Source organism: Saccharothrix sp. ALI-22-I (assembly GCF_001984175.1).
Classification (GTDB): Bacteria; Actinomycetota; Actinomycetes; order Mycobacteriales; family Pseudonocardiaceae; genus Actinosynnema.
Genome location: NZ_MTQP01000031.1, coordinates 20651 through 38316, shown reverse-complemented (window position 1 = coordinate 38316; position 17666 = coordinate 20651). Strand labels below are relative to the sequence as shown.

The 17666-nt window shown below is 71.8% G+C and carries 10 protein-coding genes; 5 read left to right on the top strand and 5 right to left on the bottom strand.

Translation table 11 applies throughout. The annotated features are described in order from the left end of the window. Position 1 precedes the first annotated feature (1 nt). Together ALI22I_RS02700 and ALI22I_RS02695 are read right to left on the bottom strand one after the other, a co-directional pair. A complete protein-coding gene (locus ALI22I_RS02700; RefSeq protein WP_077003973.1) occupies positions 2-1189 on the bottom strand; it encodes a 3-hydroxybenzoate 6-monooxygenase in 1188 nt (395 codons plus the stop codon). A 149-nt stretch (positions 1190-1338) separates the two neighbouring features. Next, entirely contained in the window at positions 1339-3264 is a 1926-nt protein-coding gene (locus tag ALI22I_RS02695; RefSeq protein ID WP_077003972.1) for an anthranilate synthase family protein, read from the bottom strand. Between the two features lie 239 nt (positions 3265-3503). Here ALI22I_RS02695 and ALI22I_RS02690 point away from each other — a divergent pair, with 239 nt between their 5' ends. From ALI22I_RS02690 to ALI22I_RS02680, 3 genes are read left to right on the top strand one after another with little or no spacing between them, the layout of a single operon-like run. Then, positions 3504-4730 carry a 3-deoxy-7-phosphoheptulonate synthase gene (locus ALI22I_RS02690; protein WP_238598036.1) on the top strand — a complete coding sequence of 409 codons (1227 nt, stop codon included), beginning with the start codon at positions 3504-3506 and terminating at the stop codon, positions 4728-4730. Positions 4731-4781: 51 nt separating this feature from the next. After that, complete coding sequence (locus ALI22I_RS02685; protein ID WP_077003971.1) at positions 4782-5567, top strand: 2,3-dihydro-2,3-dihydroxybenzoate dehydrogenase; 786 nt, start codon at positions 4782-4784, stop codon at positions 5565-5567. 13 nt (positions 5568-5580) lie between these two features. After that, positions 5581-6240, top strand: coding sequence for an isochorismatase family protein (locus ALI22I_RS02680; RefSeq protein WP_077003970.1), 660 nt, complete (start codon positions 5581-5583; stop codon positions 6238-6240). A 31-nt stretch (positions 6241-6271) separates the two neighbouring features. On the opposite strand, the gene ALI22I_RS02675 is transcribed toward ALI22I_RS02680, so the two are convergent. Then, on the bottom strand, positions 6272-8701 hold the full coding sequence (locus tag ALI22I_RS02675; protein ID WP_077003969.1) for a LuxR C-terminal-related transcriptional regulator: 2430 nt from the start codon (positions 8699-8701) through the stop codon (positions 6272-6274). A 299-nt stretch (positions 8702-9000) separates the two neighbouring features. On the opposite strand from ALI22I_RS02675, the gene ALI22I_RS02670 reads away from it, so the two are divergent. Then, a complete protein-coding gene (locus ALI22I_RS02670; RefSeq protein ID WP_077003968.1) occupies positions 9001-9489 on the top strand; it encodes a BlaI/MecI/CopY family transcriptional regulator in 489 nt (162 codons plus the stop codon). A 46-nt stretch (positions 9490-9535) separates the two neighbouring features. Continuing rightward, complete coding sequence (locus tag ALI22I_RS02665) at positions 9536-11338, top strand: AfsR/SARP family transcriptional regulator (RefSeq protein ID WP_077003967.1); 1803 nt, start codon at positions 9536-9538, stop codon at positions 11336-11338. On the opposite strand, the gene ALI22I_RS02660 is transcribed toward ALI22I_RS02665, so the two are convergent. Beyond that, positions 11307-12341, bottom strand: a complete 1035-nt coding sequence (locus tag ALI22I_RS02660) for a ketoacyl-ACP synthase III family protein (RefSeq protein WP_077003966.1) — start codon at positions 12339-12341, stop codon at positions 11307-11309. The two genes, ALI22I_RS02665 and ALI22I_RS02660, sit on opposite strands and share 32 nt — an antisense overlap. A gap of 48 nt (positions 12342-12389) precedes the next feature. Beyond that, positions 12390-17663, bottom strand: coding sequence for a type I polyketide synthase (locus ALI22I_RS02655; protein WP_077003981.1), 5274 nt, complete (start codon positions 17661-17663; stop codon positions 12390-12392). Between the last annotated feature and the right edge of the window lie 3 nt (positions 17664-17666).

The window sequence follows — 17666 nt, the reverse complement described above, 5'->3', positions numbered from 1 at the left end:
TCTAGGCCAGGGGCATCGAGGGCACCGGCTCCTGGTAGAGCTCGTCGACCAGTTCGAACAGCCGCGTGACGGTGTGCGCCCCCAGTGACGTGTTGCGCTCCCGGGCCTCCGCGCCGTCCGGGTGGTAGACCTGCTCGCCGATCGCACGGGAAACCTGCTGGACCCATCCCGTGCGGTCGGCGCGCAGGTCGTTGAACCGCTCGAAGACCAGCGGGAAGTCGACCTCTCCCGGCTCCAGCAGATCACGGAGGCTCACCGCGTCCTCCAGTGCCATGCAGGCGCCTTGCGCGGCGTACTGGAGCATCGGGTGGGCGGCGTCGCCGAGCAGCACGACCCGCCGGTCGGTCCAGCGGCGCACCGGGTCCCGGTCGCACAGGACCCACGTGCGCCAGTCCCGGCCCAGGTCGATGAACGCCCGCGTGGTGGCCGCCATGGAGGCGAAGGTGTCGAGCACGAGATCGCGATCGACAGGGCGGCCGGTGACGACCTCGGTCGCCGCGTTGTCCACGGTGGCTGCGAGGTTGAGGAACTTCCCGCCCGCGATCGGGTAGTGCACGACGTGGCGTTTCGGCGCGGCCCAGAGGGTGACCGAGTTCCACCTCATCTCGTCGGGCACCGACTCGATCGGAATGACCGACCGGTAGATCGTGTGCCCGGACACGCGGGGCTCCCCGTCGGCGAGGAGCTGGGCCCGGACGGTGGAGCGGATGCCGTCGGCGCCGATCAGCGCGTCACCCCGCACGATCTCGCCGGACACCAGTTCGACCAGGACCTCGTCGCCGTCGAACTGGTACCGCACCACGGCGGAGTCGGTGCGCAGGTCGATCGTCTCGTACGCGCGGCAGGCGTCCAGCAGGGCCGTGTAGAGGTCCACGCGGTGCACGACGGCATACGGGTAGCCATAGCGCGCGCGGAACTCCCCGGTGAGCGGTAGGTGGGTGATGCGCTCACCGGTGACGCCGTCCATGAGCGTGAGCGCGTCGACGAAGACCGCGCCTTGGTGCACGCCTTCCATCACGCCCAGCCGGTCCAGGGCGCGGAACGCGTTGGGGCCCAACTGGATGCCCGCGCCCAGTTCGGTGAACTGCGCGTTGCGTTCGAGCACGACGGCGTGGTGACCCGCCTGGGCCACGCCGAGGGCGGCCGCGACGCCGCCGATCCCTCCGCCTGCGATCAGCACTGTCGTCATCGGGATGTCGCCATTCCTTTCGTCTCGACGCTCATGGCCGGCGCTCGTGGGTCGGCGCTCGTGGGTCAGCGCTCGTGGGTCAGCGCTCGTGGGTCAGCGCTCGTGGGTCAGCGCTCGTGGGTCAGCGCTCGTGGGTCAGCGCTCGTGGGTCAGCGGGCCACCGGGGTGTCCGCGAGGACTGCGGTGAGCATGTCACCGAGGATCATCGGCCCGTGCTCGGTCAGCACCGACTCGGCGTGGAACTGCACCGAGGCGAACCAGGGACCACGCAGGGCGTGCACCTCACCGGTGTCCGGATCACGGCTCACCCGCACGAGACCCGGCACGCCCGGGCATTCGACGGCGTCGGCGGCCGATCGCACGGCGAAGGTGTTGTAGAACCCGGCGGTCACCGGACGGCCGAACAGGTCGATGCCGCGCTGCATGCCCTGGTTCGGCAGGTCCTTGCGCATCAAGGAGAATCCCAGCAGCCCGCTGAGCACCTGGTGCCCCAGGCAGACGGACAGGAACGGCCGACGCTCGTCGAGCAGCCGCCCGGTGACGTGCCGCATGGCGGCGATCTTGGCGGAGTCGTCGTCACGCGGGTCTCCGGGGCCGGGACCGACCAGCACGACGTCGTAGCCTTCGAGGTCCAACGGCTCGTCGAACCTCCGGACGGTGATCTCCGGACCCAGTGAGCGGAGTTGGAGGGCGAGCATCGCGGTGAACGTGTCCTCGGCGTCGATCACCAGGATCTTCCGCCCCAGCAGTGCCGGCACGGGTTCGATCCTGCGGTCGAGCGGGGCGAACCAGAACGACGCCAACGTGGCGTTGCGCCGGTGGAGTGCGGCCAGGACGTCCGGGTGGTCGGCGAAGCCGGCCCGCGCCACGTGCTCGACGGGTTTCACCGGCTGGTCACCGCGGATGGCGGCGAGCAGTCCTGCGGCTTTGGCGGTCGTCTCGGCGACTTCGGACCGCGGGTCGGAGTGGCGGACCAGGGTGGCGCCGACGCCGATGTCCAACCGCCCGTCCGCGTCGACCTCGGCGGTGCGGATGACGATCGCGGAATCCAGGGTGCGGGCGCCGTGCGCGTCCCGGCCGATCAACGCCACGACGCCGCTGTAGTAGCCCCGGCCGCGCGGCTCGTACCGGCTGATCACCCGGCAGGCGTTCTCCAGCGGGCTACCGGTGACCGTGGGCGCGAACATCGTCTCGCGCAGCACGTCGGTCACGTCCCGGGTCGTGTGTCCCTCCAGCAGGTACTCGGTGTGCGCGAGCCGTGCCATCTCCTTCAGGTACGGCCCGTGGACCCGAACACCGCCGTCGCAGACACCGCCCATCATCTTCAGCTCCTCGTCCACCACCATGTACAGCTCGTCGGTCTCCTTGGGGTCGGCTAGGAACGACAACAGCTCCGGCAGCGACGGGCCGTCCGCCGGGTAGCGGTAGGTGCCGCTGATCGGGTTCATCGTCACGGTCCCGGCGCGGCTCGACACGTGTCGTTCCGGTGTCGCGCCGATGAACACCCGGCCGCCGACGCAGACCAGAAATGTCCAATATGCGCCGGTTTCGCCCAGGAGCAGTCGGCGGAACACGCTCAACGCGTGTCGCGGGGTGTAGTCGACCAACTCGGCGGTGAACGACCGTTTGATGACGAAGTTGGCCCCCGCGCCCCAACCGATCTCCTCGGCGAGGACTTTTTCCACGATGGCGGCGTAGTTGTCGTCGTCCACGTCGAATGCGCCGTCACGGATCTCGATCGGCTCGTCGGGCAGCCGCTCCACCACCGCGGTGAACGCCATCTCGGCCTGGCCGGTGACCTCCAGCGCGAGCAGCGGCGCCCCGTCGTCCCGGTGCGCGAACCCGCGTTCGGCGATCTGCCGGAACGGGACGAGAGTGAGCAGGTCGTGCACTGGTCGCCCGCCTTCGGGAAGATCACCGGCGGGGGGCAGGGGCAGGTCCACCAACCGGTCCACCGCGACCGGGTTGCCGACCAGGAGTTCCACCACGTCCGCGCCGGTGGTGACCGGGCGGTGCAGCAGTGCGAACGCGTCCGCGGCGCCGTGAAAAAGGCGGTCCACATCCACGGGATTCATCGTTATCCCCTTCCGAAGGCGGAGCGGGCAGAAACAGCCGAAAACCTGCGGAAAGCTTCTGGACCGACCGTATTGCGCCGCCACCGACAGTGAAACTACCCACCATGGTCACGTCTACTACGCACTCGTAGGAGCGGATACCAACGACCGACTACCCGAGTTAGTAGTCAAATTCCGGCGATTCCCGGATACGTTCGGCACTGCCGGTGAAATGCACGGCGATCAATCGGAGGAGCACGGTGCTCGCTGATCCTGGCCTGACCGACCACGACCGCTCCCACCGGAGCCTGACCGAGGACGAGGTGCGCTACTGGAGGTCGCTGCCCGCCGCGCAACAGCCGGCGTGGGACGGCTGGCTGCTGCACCGCATGCGCCGAGAACTCACCCTCGCACCGGCGCTCGTCGGCTGGGAGGAGGTCCGGTCACTGCGGGCGTTGCTGGCCGACGTGGCGCGCGGTGAACGCCAGGTCCTGCAAGCGGGTGACTGCGCCGAGGACCCGGCCGACTGCGCGCCCGACGTGCTGGACCGCAAGCTCGACCTGTTCGACGTGCTGGCCGGAGCGATGCGCCCGGACCTGCCCGTGGTGCGGGTGGGCCGGCTGGCCGGGCAGTTCGCCAAACCCCGGTCCCGGGCCACCGAAGTGTGCGACGGGGTGGAGCTACCCGCGTTCCGGGGCCACCTGGTGAACAGCCCTCAGCCCGACCCGCTGCTGCGCCGGGCCGATCCGCTGAGGCTGGTCAGCTGCTACCAGGCCGCGGCGCGCGCCGTAGCGTACCTGCATGCCGCCGACCGCGAGGTGTGGACGAGCCACGAGGCGCTGCTGCTCGACTACGAACTGCCGCTCGTGCGCCGCACCGACGCCGGTCCGGCTGTGCTGACCTCGACGCACTGGCCGTGGATCGGCGACCGGACCAGGCAGGTCGACGGCGCGCACGTCCGGCTGCTGGCCGCGGTGGACAACCCGGTGGCCTGCAAGGTCGGCCCGACGACCACTGTGGACGAACTGCTCGCGTTGTGCCGGGTGCTCGACCCGGACCGCTCCCCCGGCAGGCTCACGCTGATCACCCGGCTCGGCGCCGACCTGGTCGCGGACCGACTGCCGCCGCTGGTGGCGGCGGTGCGGGCGGCCGGGCACCCGGTGGTCTGGCTGTGCGACCCGATGCACGCGAACACGACGACCGCGCCCGGCGGGCAGAAGACCCGGCTCGTGGAGACCGTGCTGCGGGAGGTCCGGCACTTCCGGGAGGCCGTTCGAGCCGAGGGCGCCCACCCCGGTGGGCTGCACCTGGAGACCACACCGGACCCGGTCGCGGAGTGCGTGGCCGATGTCCGGGACCTCGACCGGGTCGGCATCCCCGGCACACCGGACTACCGGTCGTTCTGCGACCCGCGGTTGAACCCGGGCCAGGCGCTGTCGGTCGTGGAGGCGTGGAGCGCTGTCGGGCAACTGACGTCCGGCAACTGAGGTCGGCAACCGAGGTCCGGGACCGGACAGGCTGGACGAGGAGGAGCAGGGATGGAACTGGCGGGGATCGAGGGCAGGATCGCGGTGGTCACCGGCGCGGCCGGCGGCATCGGGGCGGCCGTCACGACCGCGTTGGTGGAGCACGGCGCGCTCGTGGCGGCGATCGACACCGACGGCGGGAAGCTCCAAGTGCTGGCCGAGGAGCTGCGCTCGCAGTTGGGCGGCATCCAGGTCTTCAAGGCCGACGTGTCCTCCACCGCGGAGGTCGACGCGGTGGTGGACCGGGTCGTCCAGGAGATGGGCCGGATCGACTTCCTGGTCAACGTGGCGGGTGTGCTGCGCCCGCAAGCGGTGTTGGACCTGAGCGACGAGGACTGGGCGGCGACGCTGGGGGTGAACGCGACCGGCGTGTTCACCGTGTCCCGCGCGGTCGCGCGGCGGATGGTGCCCGAGGGTGGGGGCGCGATCGTCACGGTCGCGTCCAACGCCGCCGCCGTGCCACGGGCCCGGATGGGGGCTTACAGCGCGTCGAAGGCCGCCGCCATCGCGTTCACCAAGACGCTCGCGCTGGAACTGGCCAAGTACTCGATCAGGTGCAACGTCGTCTCGCCCGGCTCGACGGACACGGCGATGCTGCGCACCCTGGCGGGCTCCGCCGACCCCGCGGTGGGTGCCATCGCCGGTGACGCCGCGAACTTCCGCGTCGGCATCCCGCTCGGCAAGATCGCCCGACCGTCCGATGTGGCCGATTCGGTGCTGTTCCTGCTGTCGGACAACGCGAACCACATCACCATGCAGGAGCTGTTCGTCGACGGCGGCGCCGCTCTCGGCGTCTAGGAGGAGTGAGACGGTGGCAATCCCGACGATCGAGCCTTACCCGATGCCCGGGGCGGACGAACTGCCCGCCAACACCGCGAAGTGGACGGTCGACGCCGACCGGGCGGTGCTGTTGATCCACGACATGCAGCGGTACTTCCTGGCGCCGTTCCCGGCCGGTCTGTCGCCGGTCGTGGAGCTGGTGGCCAACATCCGGTCTCTGCGCGACCGTTGCGCGGCGCTGGGCATCCCGGTCGCGTACACCGCCCAGCCCGGCGGCATGACCGACGAGCAGCGCGGGCTGTTGAAGGACTTCTGGGGTCCGGGCATGACGCTCTCCCCCGAACACCGGCAGGTGGTGGCGGGCCTGGAGCCCGCCGAGCACGACCACGTGTTCACCAAGTGGCGCTACAGCGCGTTCCACAAGTCCGACCTGCTGGACGTGCTGCGCCGCAACGGTCGTGACCAGCTGATCGTGTGCGGTGTGTTCGCCCACGTCGGTGTGCTGATGACCGCGGTGGACGCGTACAGCAACGACATCGAGACGTTCCTGGTGGCCGACGCGGTCGCCGATTTCTCCCTCGACCACCACCGGCTCGCGCTGACCTACGCGGCCGGGCGGTGCGCGGTCACCCCCATGACCGAGACCGTCCTGCGCGCCCTTCCCGTGCGGGAGGTGAACACCGTCGGGTGAACGATCACGCACGACCCCGGTCGCGCGCGGGTCATACGAAGCGGGCGAGTTCGACCCGTGAGGAGATGCCCAGCCTTCGGTACATCCCTCGGAGGTGGTAGTTCACCGTGTGCGGTGACAGGAGTACCCGGTTCGCGATCTGCTGGTTGGTCAGGCCAGAGCCCGCCAGCAACGCGATGGTGCGCTGGGTGTCGGTGAGCCGGTTCCACTCCGGCTCGCGGTGGCGGGGCGCCGCGGGTGGGCGGTCGAGTGCGAGCAGGTCCTCGCGCGCCTGGTCGGCGGCCCACGCGTCGACGTGCCGTCGGGCCGCGCGGTCCAGCAGGTCGGGATCGCTCTCCTGCACCCCCCGGGCGTGCGCCGCGGCGGTCTGGATCGCGTCGAAGCAGGAGTTGGCGGTGGCCAGGTGCTCGATCATGTCCAGCGATGTCCTGGCCAACTCGGTGTTGCCCACCGCGCGGGCCAGCGCGACCAGCCACGCCGCGGCGCCCGGTTCCTCGACGAACAGCGCCGGTGACGTGACCAGCCCGGTCAGCCGGGTTTCCAGCGCGTGCACGGCGGCCCGCGTGCCGTGCGTCGCCGCCACCAGCCGCAGGTCGGCCCAGTCGCACGAGATCGACGGCACGACCGAAGCCTCGGCCGCGACCGCGGCGGCGTGCCGGACGTGCTGCACGGCGGCGGGCAGGTCGTCAGTGGCCAGAGCCACCTTGGCCAACACCGCGAGCGCGGCGGGCACGACGACCGGGGACCCGCTCTCCTTCGCCGTGCCGAGCGCGGCACGCACCTGCGCCACCGCGTCCGACCACCGGCCCGCGCGAACCAGCAGCCGCGCCCGTTCGATCCCGCCGCGCCCGCAGCCGGCCGCCAACGTCCACTGGTCGTTGTCGCGCCCCACCGAGTCCAGCACGGCTTCCGCCTCACCGAACTCACCGAGCTGGCCCAACTTGTCGGCGAGCCCGAGCGAAAGCCAAGCGCCCCACCACGGGTGCTCACGCCCTTCCCGCACCGCGTCGCGCGCCAGGCCGAGCCCACCGACCAGGTCACCGGCCGCCCAGCCGGTGTCCGCCAGCACCGCCGTGGCCATGAGCGCATCGGTGGAACCGGCCGGTGTCCGCGCGGCGAGCACCTGCCCCGCCTCGTGCTGCGCGTGCCGGTGGTCCGCCAGGGACAGCGCGAGCAGCCGGACGGCGACGGCTGCGGCGGCGGTGCCATCGGGCGCCGACCCCTCGGCCACGACCTCGTTGGCCAACGCGACCGCTTCCTTCGCGTCGCCCCGCCACAGCACCAGGTGGGCCAGCAGACCGCGCAACTCCGCGGCCGACGTGGGGTTCACCGGGTGCGCCAGCGTGTCCCTGGCGACCTCGACCGCCTCGGCGTACCGACCGGAAGCCGCGAGCGCGCCGACGGCCAGCACGGCGTGGGAGCCGCGGGCCGTCTCCTCCGCTTCGACCGCGCGCACCTGCCCGCGCGGGGTGGCGTCGTCGTGCCCGGCCCTGGCCCGGTCGATGTCGTCGCTCAACGCGCGCCGGACCAGTTTCGGAATGGACTCGACCACGACCTCCCACACCAGGTCGTACTGGAACGCGAAGCAGTCGCCTTCCGACCTGAGGACACCGGCCGCCAGTATCTCGTCCAGTTCGGGCAACAGCATCGCGGTGCGCTCACCGAGCAGATCGGACACCTGGGAGAGCTCGAAGTGCCTGCCGAGCATCGAGGCGACCCGGAGCACCTGCCACGCCTTGGACGACAGCGAGTTGAGACGCCGGTGGACCAGTTCGTGCACCCGGCCGGGCAACTGGGTCGAGCGGAGCCGGACCTCGCCTTCGGCGACCCGAAGGCGCCCTTCGACCTCCAGCCCTTCCAGCAGGGCGACGACGAACGCGGGCACGCCCGCCGCACGCCGGAGCAGCTGCACGAGGTGTCGGCCGGGCGGTGCGCCGAACCGGTCCACGACCCGTTCGGCCACCGTCGCCGACGACCAGGGGGCCAGCTCGATCGTCACCGCGTCGAGGCGTTCGGCCAACTCCACGTGTTCGGCGCAGGTCGTGGCGATCCACAGGACCGACGCGGCGGCGGACGCCAACCCGTCGAGCGTGCGCTGCGCCGAGTCCGGCAACTTCTCGAAGTCGTCCAGCGCCACGAGCACCGGCCGGCGCGAGTCGGAGAGGTCGTCCAGCCAACGCGGCAGCCGTGCCACCGGGAACCGGCACCCCTCCTCGGAGAACGACACCGGCAGCTCGCCGAGGACTTCCACCCCGCTGTGGTCCGGCAGGTTGCGCACCACGTGGAACCCGCGCTCCAGCGCCGCTTCTACGGATTGCCGAAGCAGGGTGCTCTTGCCCATCCCCGGGCCGCCGGCGACCACGATCGCGGTGTTCGCACCCCGGGCGACCTGCTCCAACCGCTCGAAGACGGCGGCCAGCTCGGTGCGCCGGTCGGGTAAAACCGCTGATGTCGAAGGCATGTCCCCCACGTTCCCCCATCCAACCCAGGAAGACTCCGCGTGCCGCAGTGGCACAGGAACAGGCTGGAGGCGCACGACTTGCCTCGCAACGTCACCGTTGGCGCCAAGACGCAGTGGGCCCCCGTACCCGCTCCGCACGACGTTCCGACCGGAAACCGTTCCGACCGGTTCACCCTCGCTGACGACTCGCGCGGCGTCCTGCCCAGCACAGTACAAAACCGAACCCCCGTTGGGTACCTTCTCCGGACGATCGCGGCGGTCGGGCGGAGAACCGGGCGGAGAACCGGGAGGAGCGACGGATGCGCGCGACGTTGGAGCGCGAGGTACTTCAGGTGCTGTGGTCGGCGGCGGCCCCGCGAACCGTGCGGGAAGTGCTGGAACGCGTGAACGCGCAGCGGGACCGGCCACTGGCCTACACGACGATCATGACGGTGTTGCGGAGGTTGACCGACAAGGGCGCCGTCGCCCGCCACGAGTCGGGCCCACGGCACCGCTACGAGGCGACTGCCCGGGACGAGACCGAACTGGCCGTGCTGCGGCTCCTGGCCGACCACGGCGACGCGGCGTTGGCGCACATACTCCGACTCGCCGCCACCAACCCGGTGTTCCTCCGCCGGCTCCAGTCCGTGCTGAGAACCGTCCACCCGGCCGAGCACCGCGCCTGCCGGCCCGATCCCGCCGAGCCCGCCCGGCCGTGGACCGACGTCTACTTCGGTCCGGACACGCCCCGGCCGCCGGCTCCGGGCGGGAACGACACCGGTGACTGGACGAGGTGGATCGCCGGGTAGCCCACTGCAGCCGAACCACACTGCCGCACCACATTGGGGGAATGCGATGCACTTCTCGGTTCTGGGGCCGCTGGCGGTGCACGGCGCGGCCGACCACCAGGTGCCGAGCGCGATGATGCCGCAGCGCCTGCTGGCCCTGTTGCTCCTCAACGCCAACCACGTCGTGTCGACCAGCACCATCGTGGACGAGCTGTGGACCACCGCGCCGTCGAAGCGGGCCCGGCAGACCGTGCAGACCTACGTCTACCAACTCCGCCGGGCCCTGGGGCCGGAAGCGGGCGGGTCGGTCGAGACCCACCCGCGCGGCTACCTGATGAGGCTGGCCGAGGACCAGCTGGACCTGTGGCGGTTCGAGGACCTGGCGGCCCGGGGACAGGCGGCGCTGAGGGGCGGTGATCCGGCGCGTGCCGCGGAGTTGCTGACCCAGGCCCTCGACCTGTGGTCGGGTACGCCGTTGGAGGGCCTGAACGCCGGTCCGGTGCTGGAGGCCAGGCGGGTGCTGCTGGACGACCGCAGGCTGGTGGTGCTGGAGCAGCGGATCGACGCCGATCTGTCCCGCGGCGAGCACCGGGCGTTGCTGCCCGAACTGGCCGCGCTCGTGGCCGAGCACCCGTCGCACGAGGAGTTCACCGCCCAGCTCATGACCGCCGCGCACCGGGCGGGACGTCGGGGTGAAGCCCTCACCGCCTACCAGCGGTTGCGGCGGCACCTCGTGGACGAACTCGGCCTGGAGCCGTCCGGCCGCCTCCAGGTGCTGTACCGGGAACTGTTGCGGGACGCGCCTCCCGCGGCCGAACGCCGTGTCGTACCGGCACAACTGCCGTTCGACATCGTGGATTTCGTGGGTCGGGGCGCGGAGATGGCGTCGGTCGTGCCAACCCTGCGGGCCGACGAGCCGCGCCGGGTGGTGCCGCTCGTCGCCGTGATCGGGCAGGCCGGGATCGGCAAGACGGCGTTCGCGGTCCGGGTCGGCCACTCGGTGCGTTCCGCGTTTCCGGACGGACAGCTGATGGCTTCGTTGCACAGCGCCGACGACGAGCCGGCCGATCCGGGGAACGTGCTGCGGTCGTTCCTGTTGGCGTTGGGGGTGCCGGTGGACCGCCAACCCGCCGACACCGACGACCGGTCCCAGTTGTTCCGCAGCCTGGTCGCCGACCGCAGGCTGCTGGTGCTGCTGGACGACGCCGCGTCGGTGGAGCAGGTCGTGCCGCTGCTCCCGGCGGGGCCGGGTTGTGCGGCACTGCTCACCTCCCGCGTGCGGTTGCGCGGCCTGCCGGTCACCTCGACGGTCGAGTTGGGACCGCTGCCGGTCGAGGACGGCGTCGCGCTGCTGTCCGCCGTCCTCGGTCCCGCCAGAATCGCCGCCCACCCGGACGACGCCCGCCGCGTAGTCACGATGTGCGACCGCTCGCCGTTCGCGGTGCGCACGGCGGCCGAGAAGCTGCTGTCACGCCCGGTGTGGCCGCTGTCGAAGTTCGCCGCACGGCTGGCCGTGGAGTCCCAACGCCTGGCGGAGTTGCACACCGGCGCCCTCGACATCCGCGCCCGCCTGGACTCGGCCCGCGCCCGGCTGGGCTCGTTCGAAGGCCGGTCCCTGGAAGCGCTCTGCGAGGCGTTCGGCGCGAACCGCTTCGACATAGCCACCGCCGCGACCGTGCTGGACGTCCCGGAACGAGCGGCGGAGCGGCTGATGGAGGCGTTGGTCGACGCGCACCTGCTGCACATCGTCGGCGTGAAACCCTCCGGCACGGCCTGGTTCCGCTTCCCCGATCTCGTCCGCCTGCACGCCGTGGCCGGTCGGCGCGTGCTGTCGCGGGTCAGCGCTCCGACCAGTCCGGCACCTCCGTGATCTCGACGACGGCCGCCGTCCAGTTGAAGCCGCCGCCGACGCCGACGACCATGACCCGGTCACCGGCTTCGACCGCACCCGTCTCGACCAGGTGGCTCAGGCCGGCGAACTGGTCGGCGGCGCCGGTGTGGCCGACTTGGCTGCCCCACTCCCAAGTGGTGCGCTCCAGTTCGATGCCCAGCGGCACCAGGCAGGACAGGCGCATCAGCTCGAAGCCGAAGTTGGGTGCGACGAACCGGCGGATGTCCTCGATCGCGGTGTCCGCCTCGGCCAGTGCCTGGTTCGCCGCACGCCGCATGCCCGCCGCACGCCGGGGGCCGCTCTCGTCCAACGGCATCAGGTCGGAGAACTCCAGCGTTCGCGCCTCCAGCTCCACCGGGTACTGGGCCGGGTCGGCGTAGTCGTGGAAGGGTTGGTTGCCGCGCTGGAGCCCTTCCAACTCGGGGTCGGAGACCGTCACCGCGGACAGCACCCGGGCGAAGCCGCCACGGCGTGACAGCACGACGGCCGACGCGCCGTCGGCGAACAGCAGTCCGGCGCTGGAGCGCCACCTGTTCCACGCGGGCTCGGTGAACTTGTCGCTCGCGGTGATCATGGCGGCTCGGCCGGGTCGGCCTTCGAGGTAGGCGGCGGCGAGCTGGATGGACGCGACGCCGCCGTTGGAGAGTTGCCGGATCTCGTAGGAGACCCCGCTGCGCCCGAGGACGCGGTGCTGCACGAAGGACGCGGCGTTCCACCCGTCGAGCCCGTTGTAGTTGGCCACCGCGTGCAGCAGCAGGTCGACGTCCTCGGGCCGGTGCCCGGAGCGGACGAGTGCCTGCTTTCCGGCCCGCACCGCCATGTCCGGCTGGGTGTCCTCCGGACCGGCGATCGCGACGTGACGGGTCTGGGTCCGTTGAGCGGCGGCCGGTTCGCACCGCCCGTCGGCCACCGCTTCCTCCACCGACACCGTCTTGGGGTGGAACCAGCCGAGGCCGGCGATGTGGAGATCGTCGTAGCGCATGTGTGCCCTCCGTCGGGGTCGGGTCGGGTCGGCGTCGCGTCGGGTTGCTCAGCCACCGACTCCGGTGAGCTGCGGAGCAGGGTCGTCCGTGCCTTCCTCTTCGGTGCCTTCCTCTTCGGGGCTGACCTCGTCGGAGGGCACGAGTTGGTCGGCGAGGTAGTCGGCGATGGCCGTCACGGTCGGGTGGTTCCACAGCAGGGTCGCGGGCAGGCTGAGCCGGAACCGCTTCTCCAGCCTGCGCCGGATTGACAGCGTCATCACCGAGTCCAGCCCCAGCTCGCCGAGCGGACGGCGGACGTCCAGCTGCTCGGCGTCGATCTTCAGCTCGCCCCCGATCTCCTTGGCGACCTGTGCCAACAGGTGAGCCCGCAGTTCCTCCGGGTCGAGCGCGGCCAGGTCCTCCCCCGAGCCGCTGGCTTCGTCGCCGGCCGTGGCGCCGAAGCCCAGCCCGCTGAGCACCGGCAACGGCGCGACGCCCGGCTCCAGCTCGGTCACCCGGAGCACCGCGGCGTGCGCGAGCCCGTACCGCGCGGCGAACTCCCAGGCGCTGAACGCCTCCGTGGCCGAGATGTCGCCGACCCCGCGGTCGCGCAGCTCCTGGTCCACGACGTCGCTGACCGCCATGCCCATCCCCCGCCACGACGTCCACGCCAAGCTCGCCGCACCGGCATCGCCGGTCGCCGCCCGGTGCCGGGCGAGGGCGTCCAGGAACGCGTTGGCCGACGCGTAGCTGGCCTGACCGGTGAGCCCGAGCAGTTGGCCGATCGAGGAGAACAGGACGAAGAAGTCCAGCTCACCGGCGGGGAACAGCTCGTGCAGCACCAGCGCGCCCTCGACCTTCGGCGCCAACACCGTCCGCAACGACGTCTCGTCGAGGTTGCGCAGCATCCGGTTGTCGAGAACACCGGCGGCGTGCACGACACCGCGGATCGGAGGCAGGTCCAGGGCGTTCGGGTCGAGCAGCCGCGCGGCCTGCTCCCGGTCGGTGATGTCCAGCGCGACCGGCTTCACCGTGACGCCCTGGGCTTCCAGCGCACGCACCGCCGCGATGCGCTCCAGCAGGGCAGGGTCCCGCACGTCGTTCCACTCGGCCCGCGGCGGCACCGTCGAACGCCCGACCAGCACCAACCGCCGAGCGCCCCGGCCCGCCAACCAGCCCGCGATCTCCAGGCCGAGCACACCGAAACCGCCGGTGATCACGTAGGTCGCGTCGGCCCGGCACTCGAACGGCGGCCGCGTCGGCTGTTCGTCGATCGTGGCCAGGCGCGCGGCCAGCACCTCGCCGTTCCGGATGGCGAACACATCGGGCTCGACCTGGGCGCGCAACACCCGCACCAGCTCGCCGAGCCCGAGGTCGTCCCGACCCGGGTCGAGGTCGATCACGCCTCCCCACATCTCGGGGTGCTCACCGCCGATGATCCGGCCCAGCCCCCACACCGGGGCCTGGTCGAGCCCGCCGAAGTCCGATGCCTCCACCTGGCCCGACGTGATCGCCCACAGCCGGGGCGCCAGGGTGCCGTTGTTCTCGGCGATGAGCTGGGCGGTCCGCGCCAGGTCCCACGCCGAACGGACCGCCGCCGCACCGACCGGCCCGTCGTGCCCCGCGACCGCCGGCCCTGCGACCGCCGGCCCTGCGACCACCAGCACCGCGTCACCAGGCCCGAGATCCGGCACGACCTGCGACAACTCGTCGGTGGTCGCGACCACGCGGGTCCGCACGTCGAAGGTCTCCAACTGCCGCGCCACGGCTTCGGCGCGGGGCCCGAGCACGGCGACCGTCCCGAGCGGGCGCTTGCGCGGCACCGAGACGTCCACGGCCTGCCAGTCCACCCGGTGCACCAGCCGGCGCGGGCTCACCGGCGCGCCCTGGTCACCGTCCAACGTGCCGTACCGGAGACCGTCGAACACCCCCAGCACGGTCCCGTGCTCATCGGTGATCACGACGTCCACGGTGTCGTCCGCGACGAGCCGCACGTGGATCAGCACGTTCGTCACCGGTTGTCCGGCGAGCACGACCCGGCCGACGTGCGCGGGCATCCGCAGCACCACGTCACCGGGGAACACCAGCGGCACGACGGTGAGCACCGCGTCGACCACCGAGCCCCAGCCCGGCGTCTCCGAACCTTCGGGGTGCGACCGCACGGTGGCCAGCACTTCCTCCGCGCCGGCCGTCAACGCCTCGACCGTCCACGGGAAACCCTTGTCGGCGACACCGACCTGGTGCAGCCGCTCCAGCACGGCACCGGGCTCACGCGGCTCGGCGCACCTCAGCCTGGCCTCGGCGAGGTTGAAACCGGCGTCGGCGACGGTGTCCGCCGAGACGGTGGCAGTGCTGTGCGTCTGCCACGCCTGGTCACCGCTGTCGGCCCCGACGATCCGCGAAGCGATCCGCACGGTGTCGTCCTGCCGGATGACCTGGAGTTCGCGCCGCGCGGTGACGGAGACCGGCACCTTCAGCGCCACGTCCGTCAACGCCTCGGTCGCGCCCGCTTCCAGGAACGTGTTGAGCAGCACGGCCGCCGGGATGATCTCCACCCCGTGCACCGGGTGGTCGCCGGGGTACGGGCGGTTGTCGTGGTCCAGCGTGGTCTGCCAGACCTGGAGGTTCGCCGCGCCCGCCACGTCCAGCCGCGCGCCGAGCAGGTTCTCGGCGGCGACGTCGTGGCCGACCCCGCCCCGGCCGCGAGTCGAGCCGGTGAACCAGTACGGCCGGTGCTGCCACGCGATGCGGGGCAGGGTGAGCACGGCCCCCCGGGGCAGCGCGCCGGCGAAGTCCACGGCCGCGCCCGCGCAGTGCAGCAGGGCGAGGTTGTGCAGCACCGTCTCCCACTCGGGCTTCGTGCGGCGCAGCGTGCCGGTGACCAGCACATCGGACAACCGCATCTCGCCCAACGTCTCGGACACGGAGTGCGCCACGACCGGGTGCGGCGAGATCTCCAGGAAGATCCGGTGCCCGTCGTCGGCGGCGGCCGTCACGGCGGCGCCGAGCCGCACGGGGTTGCGCAGGTTGGCCGCCCAGTAGGCGCCGTCGCGCGCCTCGGTGGACCGGGGGTCGGGCAGCGCGGTGCTGTAGAGCGTGATCGCGGGCTCGTTCACGGTGAGGTCGTGCGCCGCCGCGGCCAACTCGTCCAGCAACGGGTCCATCTGCGGGCTGTGGAACGCCACGTCCGAGGACACCTTGCGGACCATCAGCCCCTCGGCGGTCCACTGCTCGCACAGCTCCGCCAGCGCGGCCGGCTCACCCGCCACCACCGTGGAGAGGTCCGACGACTGGATCGCGGCGACGACGTCGGACCGGCTGTCGAGCCGCTGCTCCACCTCCTGGAACGGCAGACCGAGCATGGCCATCGCGCCCTTGCCCGCCACCCGGCGCAGCAGCACCGAACGCCGCGAGACCAGCCGCGCGCCGTCGGCGACGCTGAGCACGCGGGTCACCACGGCGGCGGCGATCTCGCCCACGGAGTGGCCGATCACCGCGCCGGGGCGGACCCCGAGCGACTGCCACACCTCGGCGAGCGCGACCTGCATCGCGAAGATCATCGGCTGGATGCGGTCCACCTCGGCGTAGTCGCCGGTGACCAGCACCTCCAGCGGCGAGAAGCCCATCTCCTCGACGAAGATCGGGTCGATCTCGGCGATCACGTCGGCGAAGACCTGGTTCTCGGCGAGCAGTTCGGCGCCCATGCCGAACCACTGCGAGCCGTGGCCGGAGAACACCCACACCGGGTCGGCCGGCGCACCGGGCAGCACCGTTCCGCTGGTCACGCCGTCCACGTCGTCCTGGCCCCCGGCCAGCGCACGCAGGCGGGAGATCAGCGACCCGCGGTCGTTCGCGGTGATCGCGGTGCGCTGCGGCAGGTGCGTGCGCCGGGCCAGCAGCGTGTACGAGAGGTCGTGCAGGGACGTGGACCGGCCGTCGGTCTCCAGCCAGTCCGCGAGCTTGCCCGCGTACTCGGTGACCGCGGTCTCCCTGGCTCCGGAGAGGGTGAACAGGCCGATGCCGTCGATCTCGCCGGTCTTGGCGGTCGGTTGCGGCGCCTGTTCGAGGACGACGTGGCCGACCGTGCCGCCGTAGCCGAAGCTCGACACCGCCGCGCGCCGGACGTCCCCTCGGACGGGCCACGGCGTCGGCTCGTCGACCACGCGCAGCCCGTTGGTGCTCCACGGGATGTTGGGGTTGGGCGTGGAGAAGACCGCGTTGGGCGGGATCTCGCCGTGGTTGAGGGCGAGCACCGCCTTGATCACCCCGGCGACGCCCGCACCGGCTTCCAGGTGGCCGATGTTGCCCTTGATCGACCCGATCAGACACGGCGCGTCCGTCGCGCGGCCCTGGCCGTAGACCGAACTGAGCGCCGCCGCCTCGACCGGGTCGCCGGCGCGGGTTCCGGTGCCGTGCGCCTCGACGTAGTCCACGTCGTGCGCGTCCAGACCGGCGTTGCGCAGGGCTTCCCAAGCGACGTGGGCCTGCGCTTCGCCGTTGGGCGCCATGATGCCGTTGGTGCGGCCGTCCTGGTTGACTGCGGTGCCGCGCACGACGGCCAGCACCCGGTCGCCGTCACGCTCCGCGTCGGCGAGGCGCTTGAGCACCACGACACCGACGCCCTCACCTCGGCCGTAACCGTCGGCGGTGCTGTCGAACGGCTTGGACTGGCCGTTCGGCGAGGTCGCGCCCGCCGCGTCGAGCACCATGGTCAGGCCGGGCCCGGCGATCAGGTTGACCCCCGCCGCGACCGCGACCGAGGTCTCGCCCAGCCGCAGGCTCTGGCACGCCAGGTGGATGGCCACCAGGGACGACGAGCAGGCGGTGTCCACTGCGAAACTGGGTCCGCGCAGGTCCAGCACGTAGGAGACCCGGTTGGCCACCGCGCAGAACGCCGCGCCGATACCGGTCCACGCCTCGATCCTCGGCAGGTCCTCCAGCATCTGCCTGCCGTAGTCGTCGGAGCCGACGCCGACGAACACACCCGTGTCGCTGCCCGCGAGGCCGTGCGGCGGGATGCCCGCGTTCTCCAACGCCTCCCAGGTGACCTCCAGGACCAGCCGTTGCTGGGGGTCCATGATCTCGGCCTCACGCGGGGTGACGCCGAAGAAGTCGGCGTCGAACGCGGGCGCGTCGGAGAGGAACGCGCCGCGTCGGGTCGTGTGCCGCATCGCGAGAGCACTCTCGGTGCCCGGCACCTCGTACGGGTCCCATCGGCCCGGTGGGATCTCGGTGACGGCGTCCCGGCCGGCGGAGAGCAGGTCCCACAACTGCGCGGGCGAGTCCACCCCGCCTGGCAGTCGGCAGCCCATTCCCACGATCGCGATCGGCTCGGCGGACATCGC

Bases quoted from the DNA above. Each gene is read 5' to 3' on its own strand.
- ALI22I_RS02700 (WP_077003973.1), bottom strand. From the start codon at position 1,189: ATGACGACAGTGCTGATCGCAGGCGGAGGGATCGGCGGCGTCGCGGCC.
- ALI22I_RS02675 (WP_077003969.1), bottom strand. From the start codon at position 8,701: ATGCCTTCGACATCAGCGGTTTTACCCGACCGGCGCACCGAGCTGGCC.
- ALI22I_RS02655 (WP_077003981.1), bottom strand. From the start codon at position 17,663: ATGTCCGCCGAGCCGATCGCGATCGTGGGAATGGGCTGCCGACTGCCA.
- ALI22I_RS02665 (WP_077003967.1), top strand. From the start codon at position 9,536: ATGCACTTCTCGGTTCTGGGGCCGCTGGCGGTGCACGGCGCGGCCGAC.
- ALI22I_RS02670 (WP_077003968.1), top strand. From the start codon at position 9,001: ATGCGCGCGACGTTGGAGCGCGAGGTACTTCAGGTGCTGTGGTCGGCG.
- ALI22I_RS02695 (WP_077003972.1), bottom strand. From the start codon at position 3,264: ATGAATCCCGTGGATGTGGACCGCCTTTTTCACGGCGCCGCGGACGCG.
- ALI22I_RS02660 (WP_077003966.1), bottom strand. From the start codon at position 12,341: ATGCGCTACGACGATCTCCACATCGCCGGCCTCGGCTGGTTCCACCCC.
- ALI22I_RS02685 (WP_077003971.1), top strand. From the start codon at position 4,782: ATGGAACTGGCGGGGATCGAGGGCAGGATCGCGGTGGTCACCGGCGCG.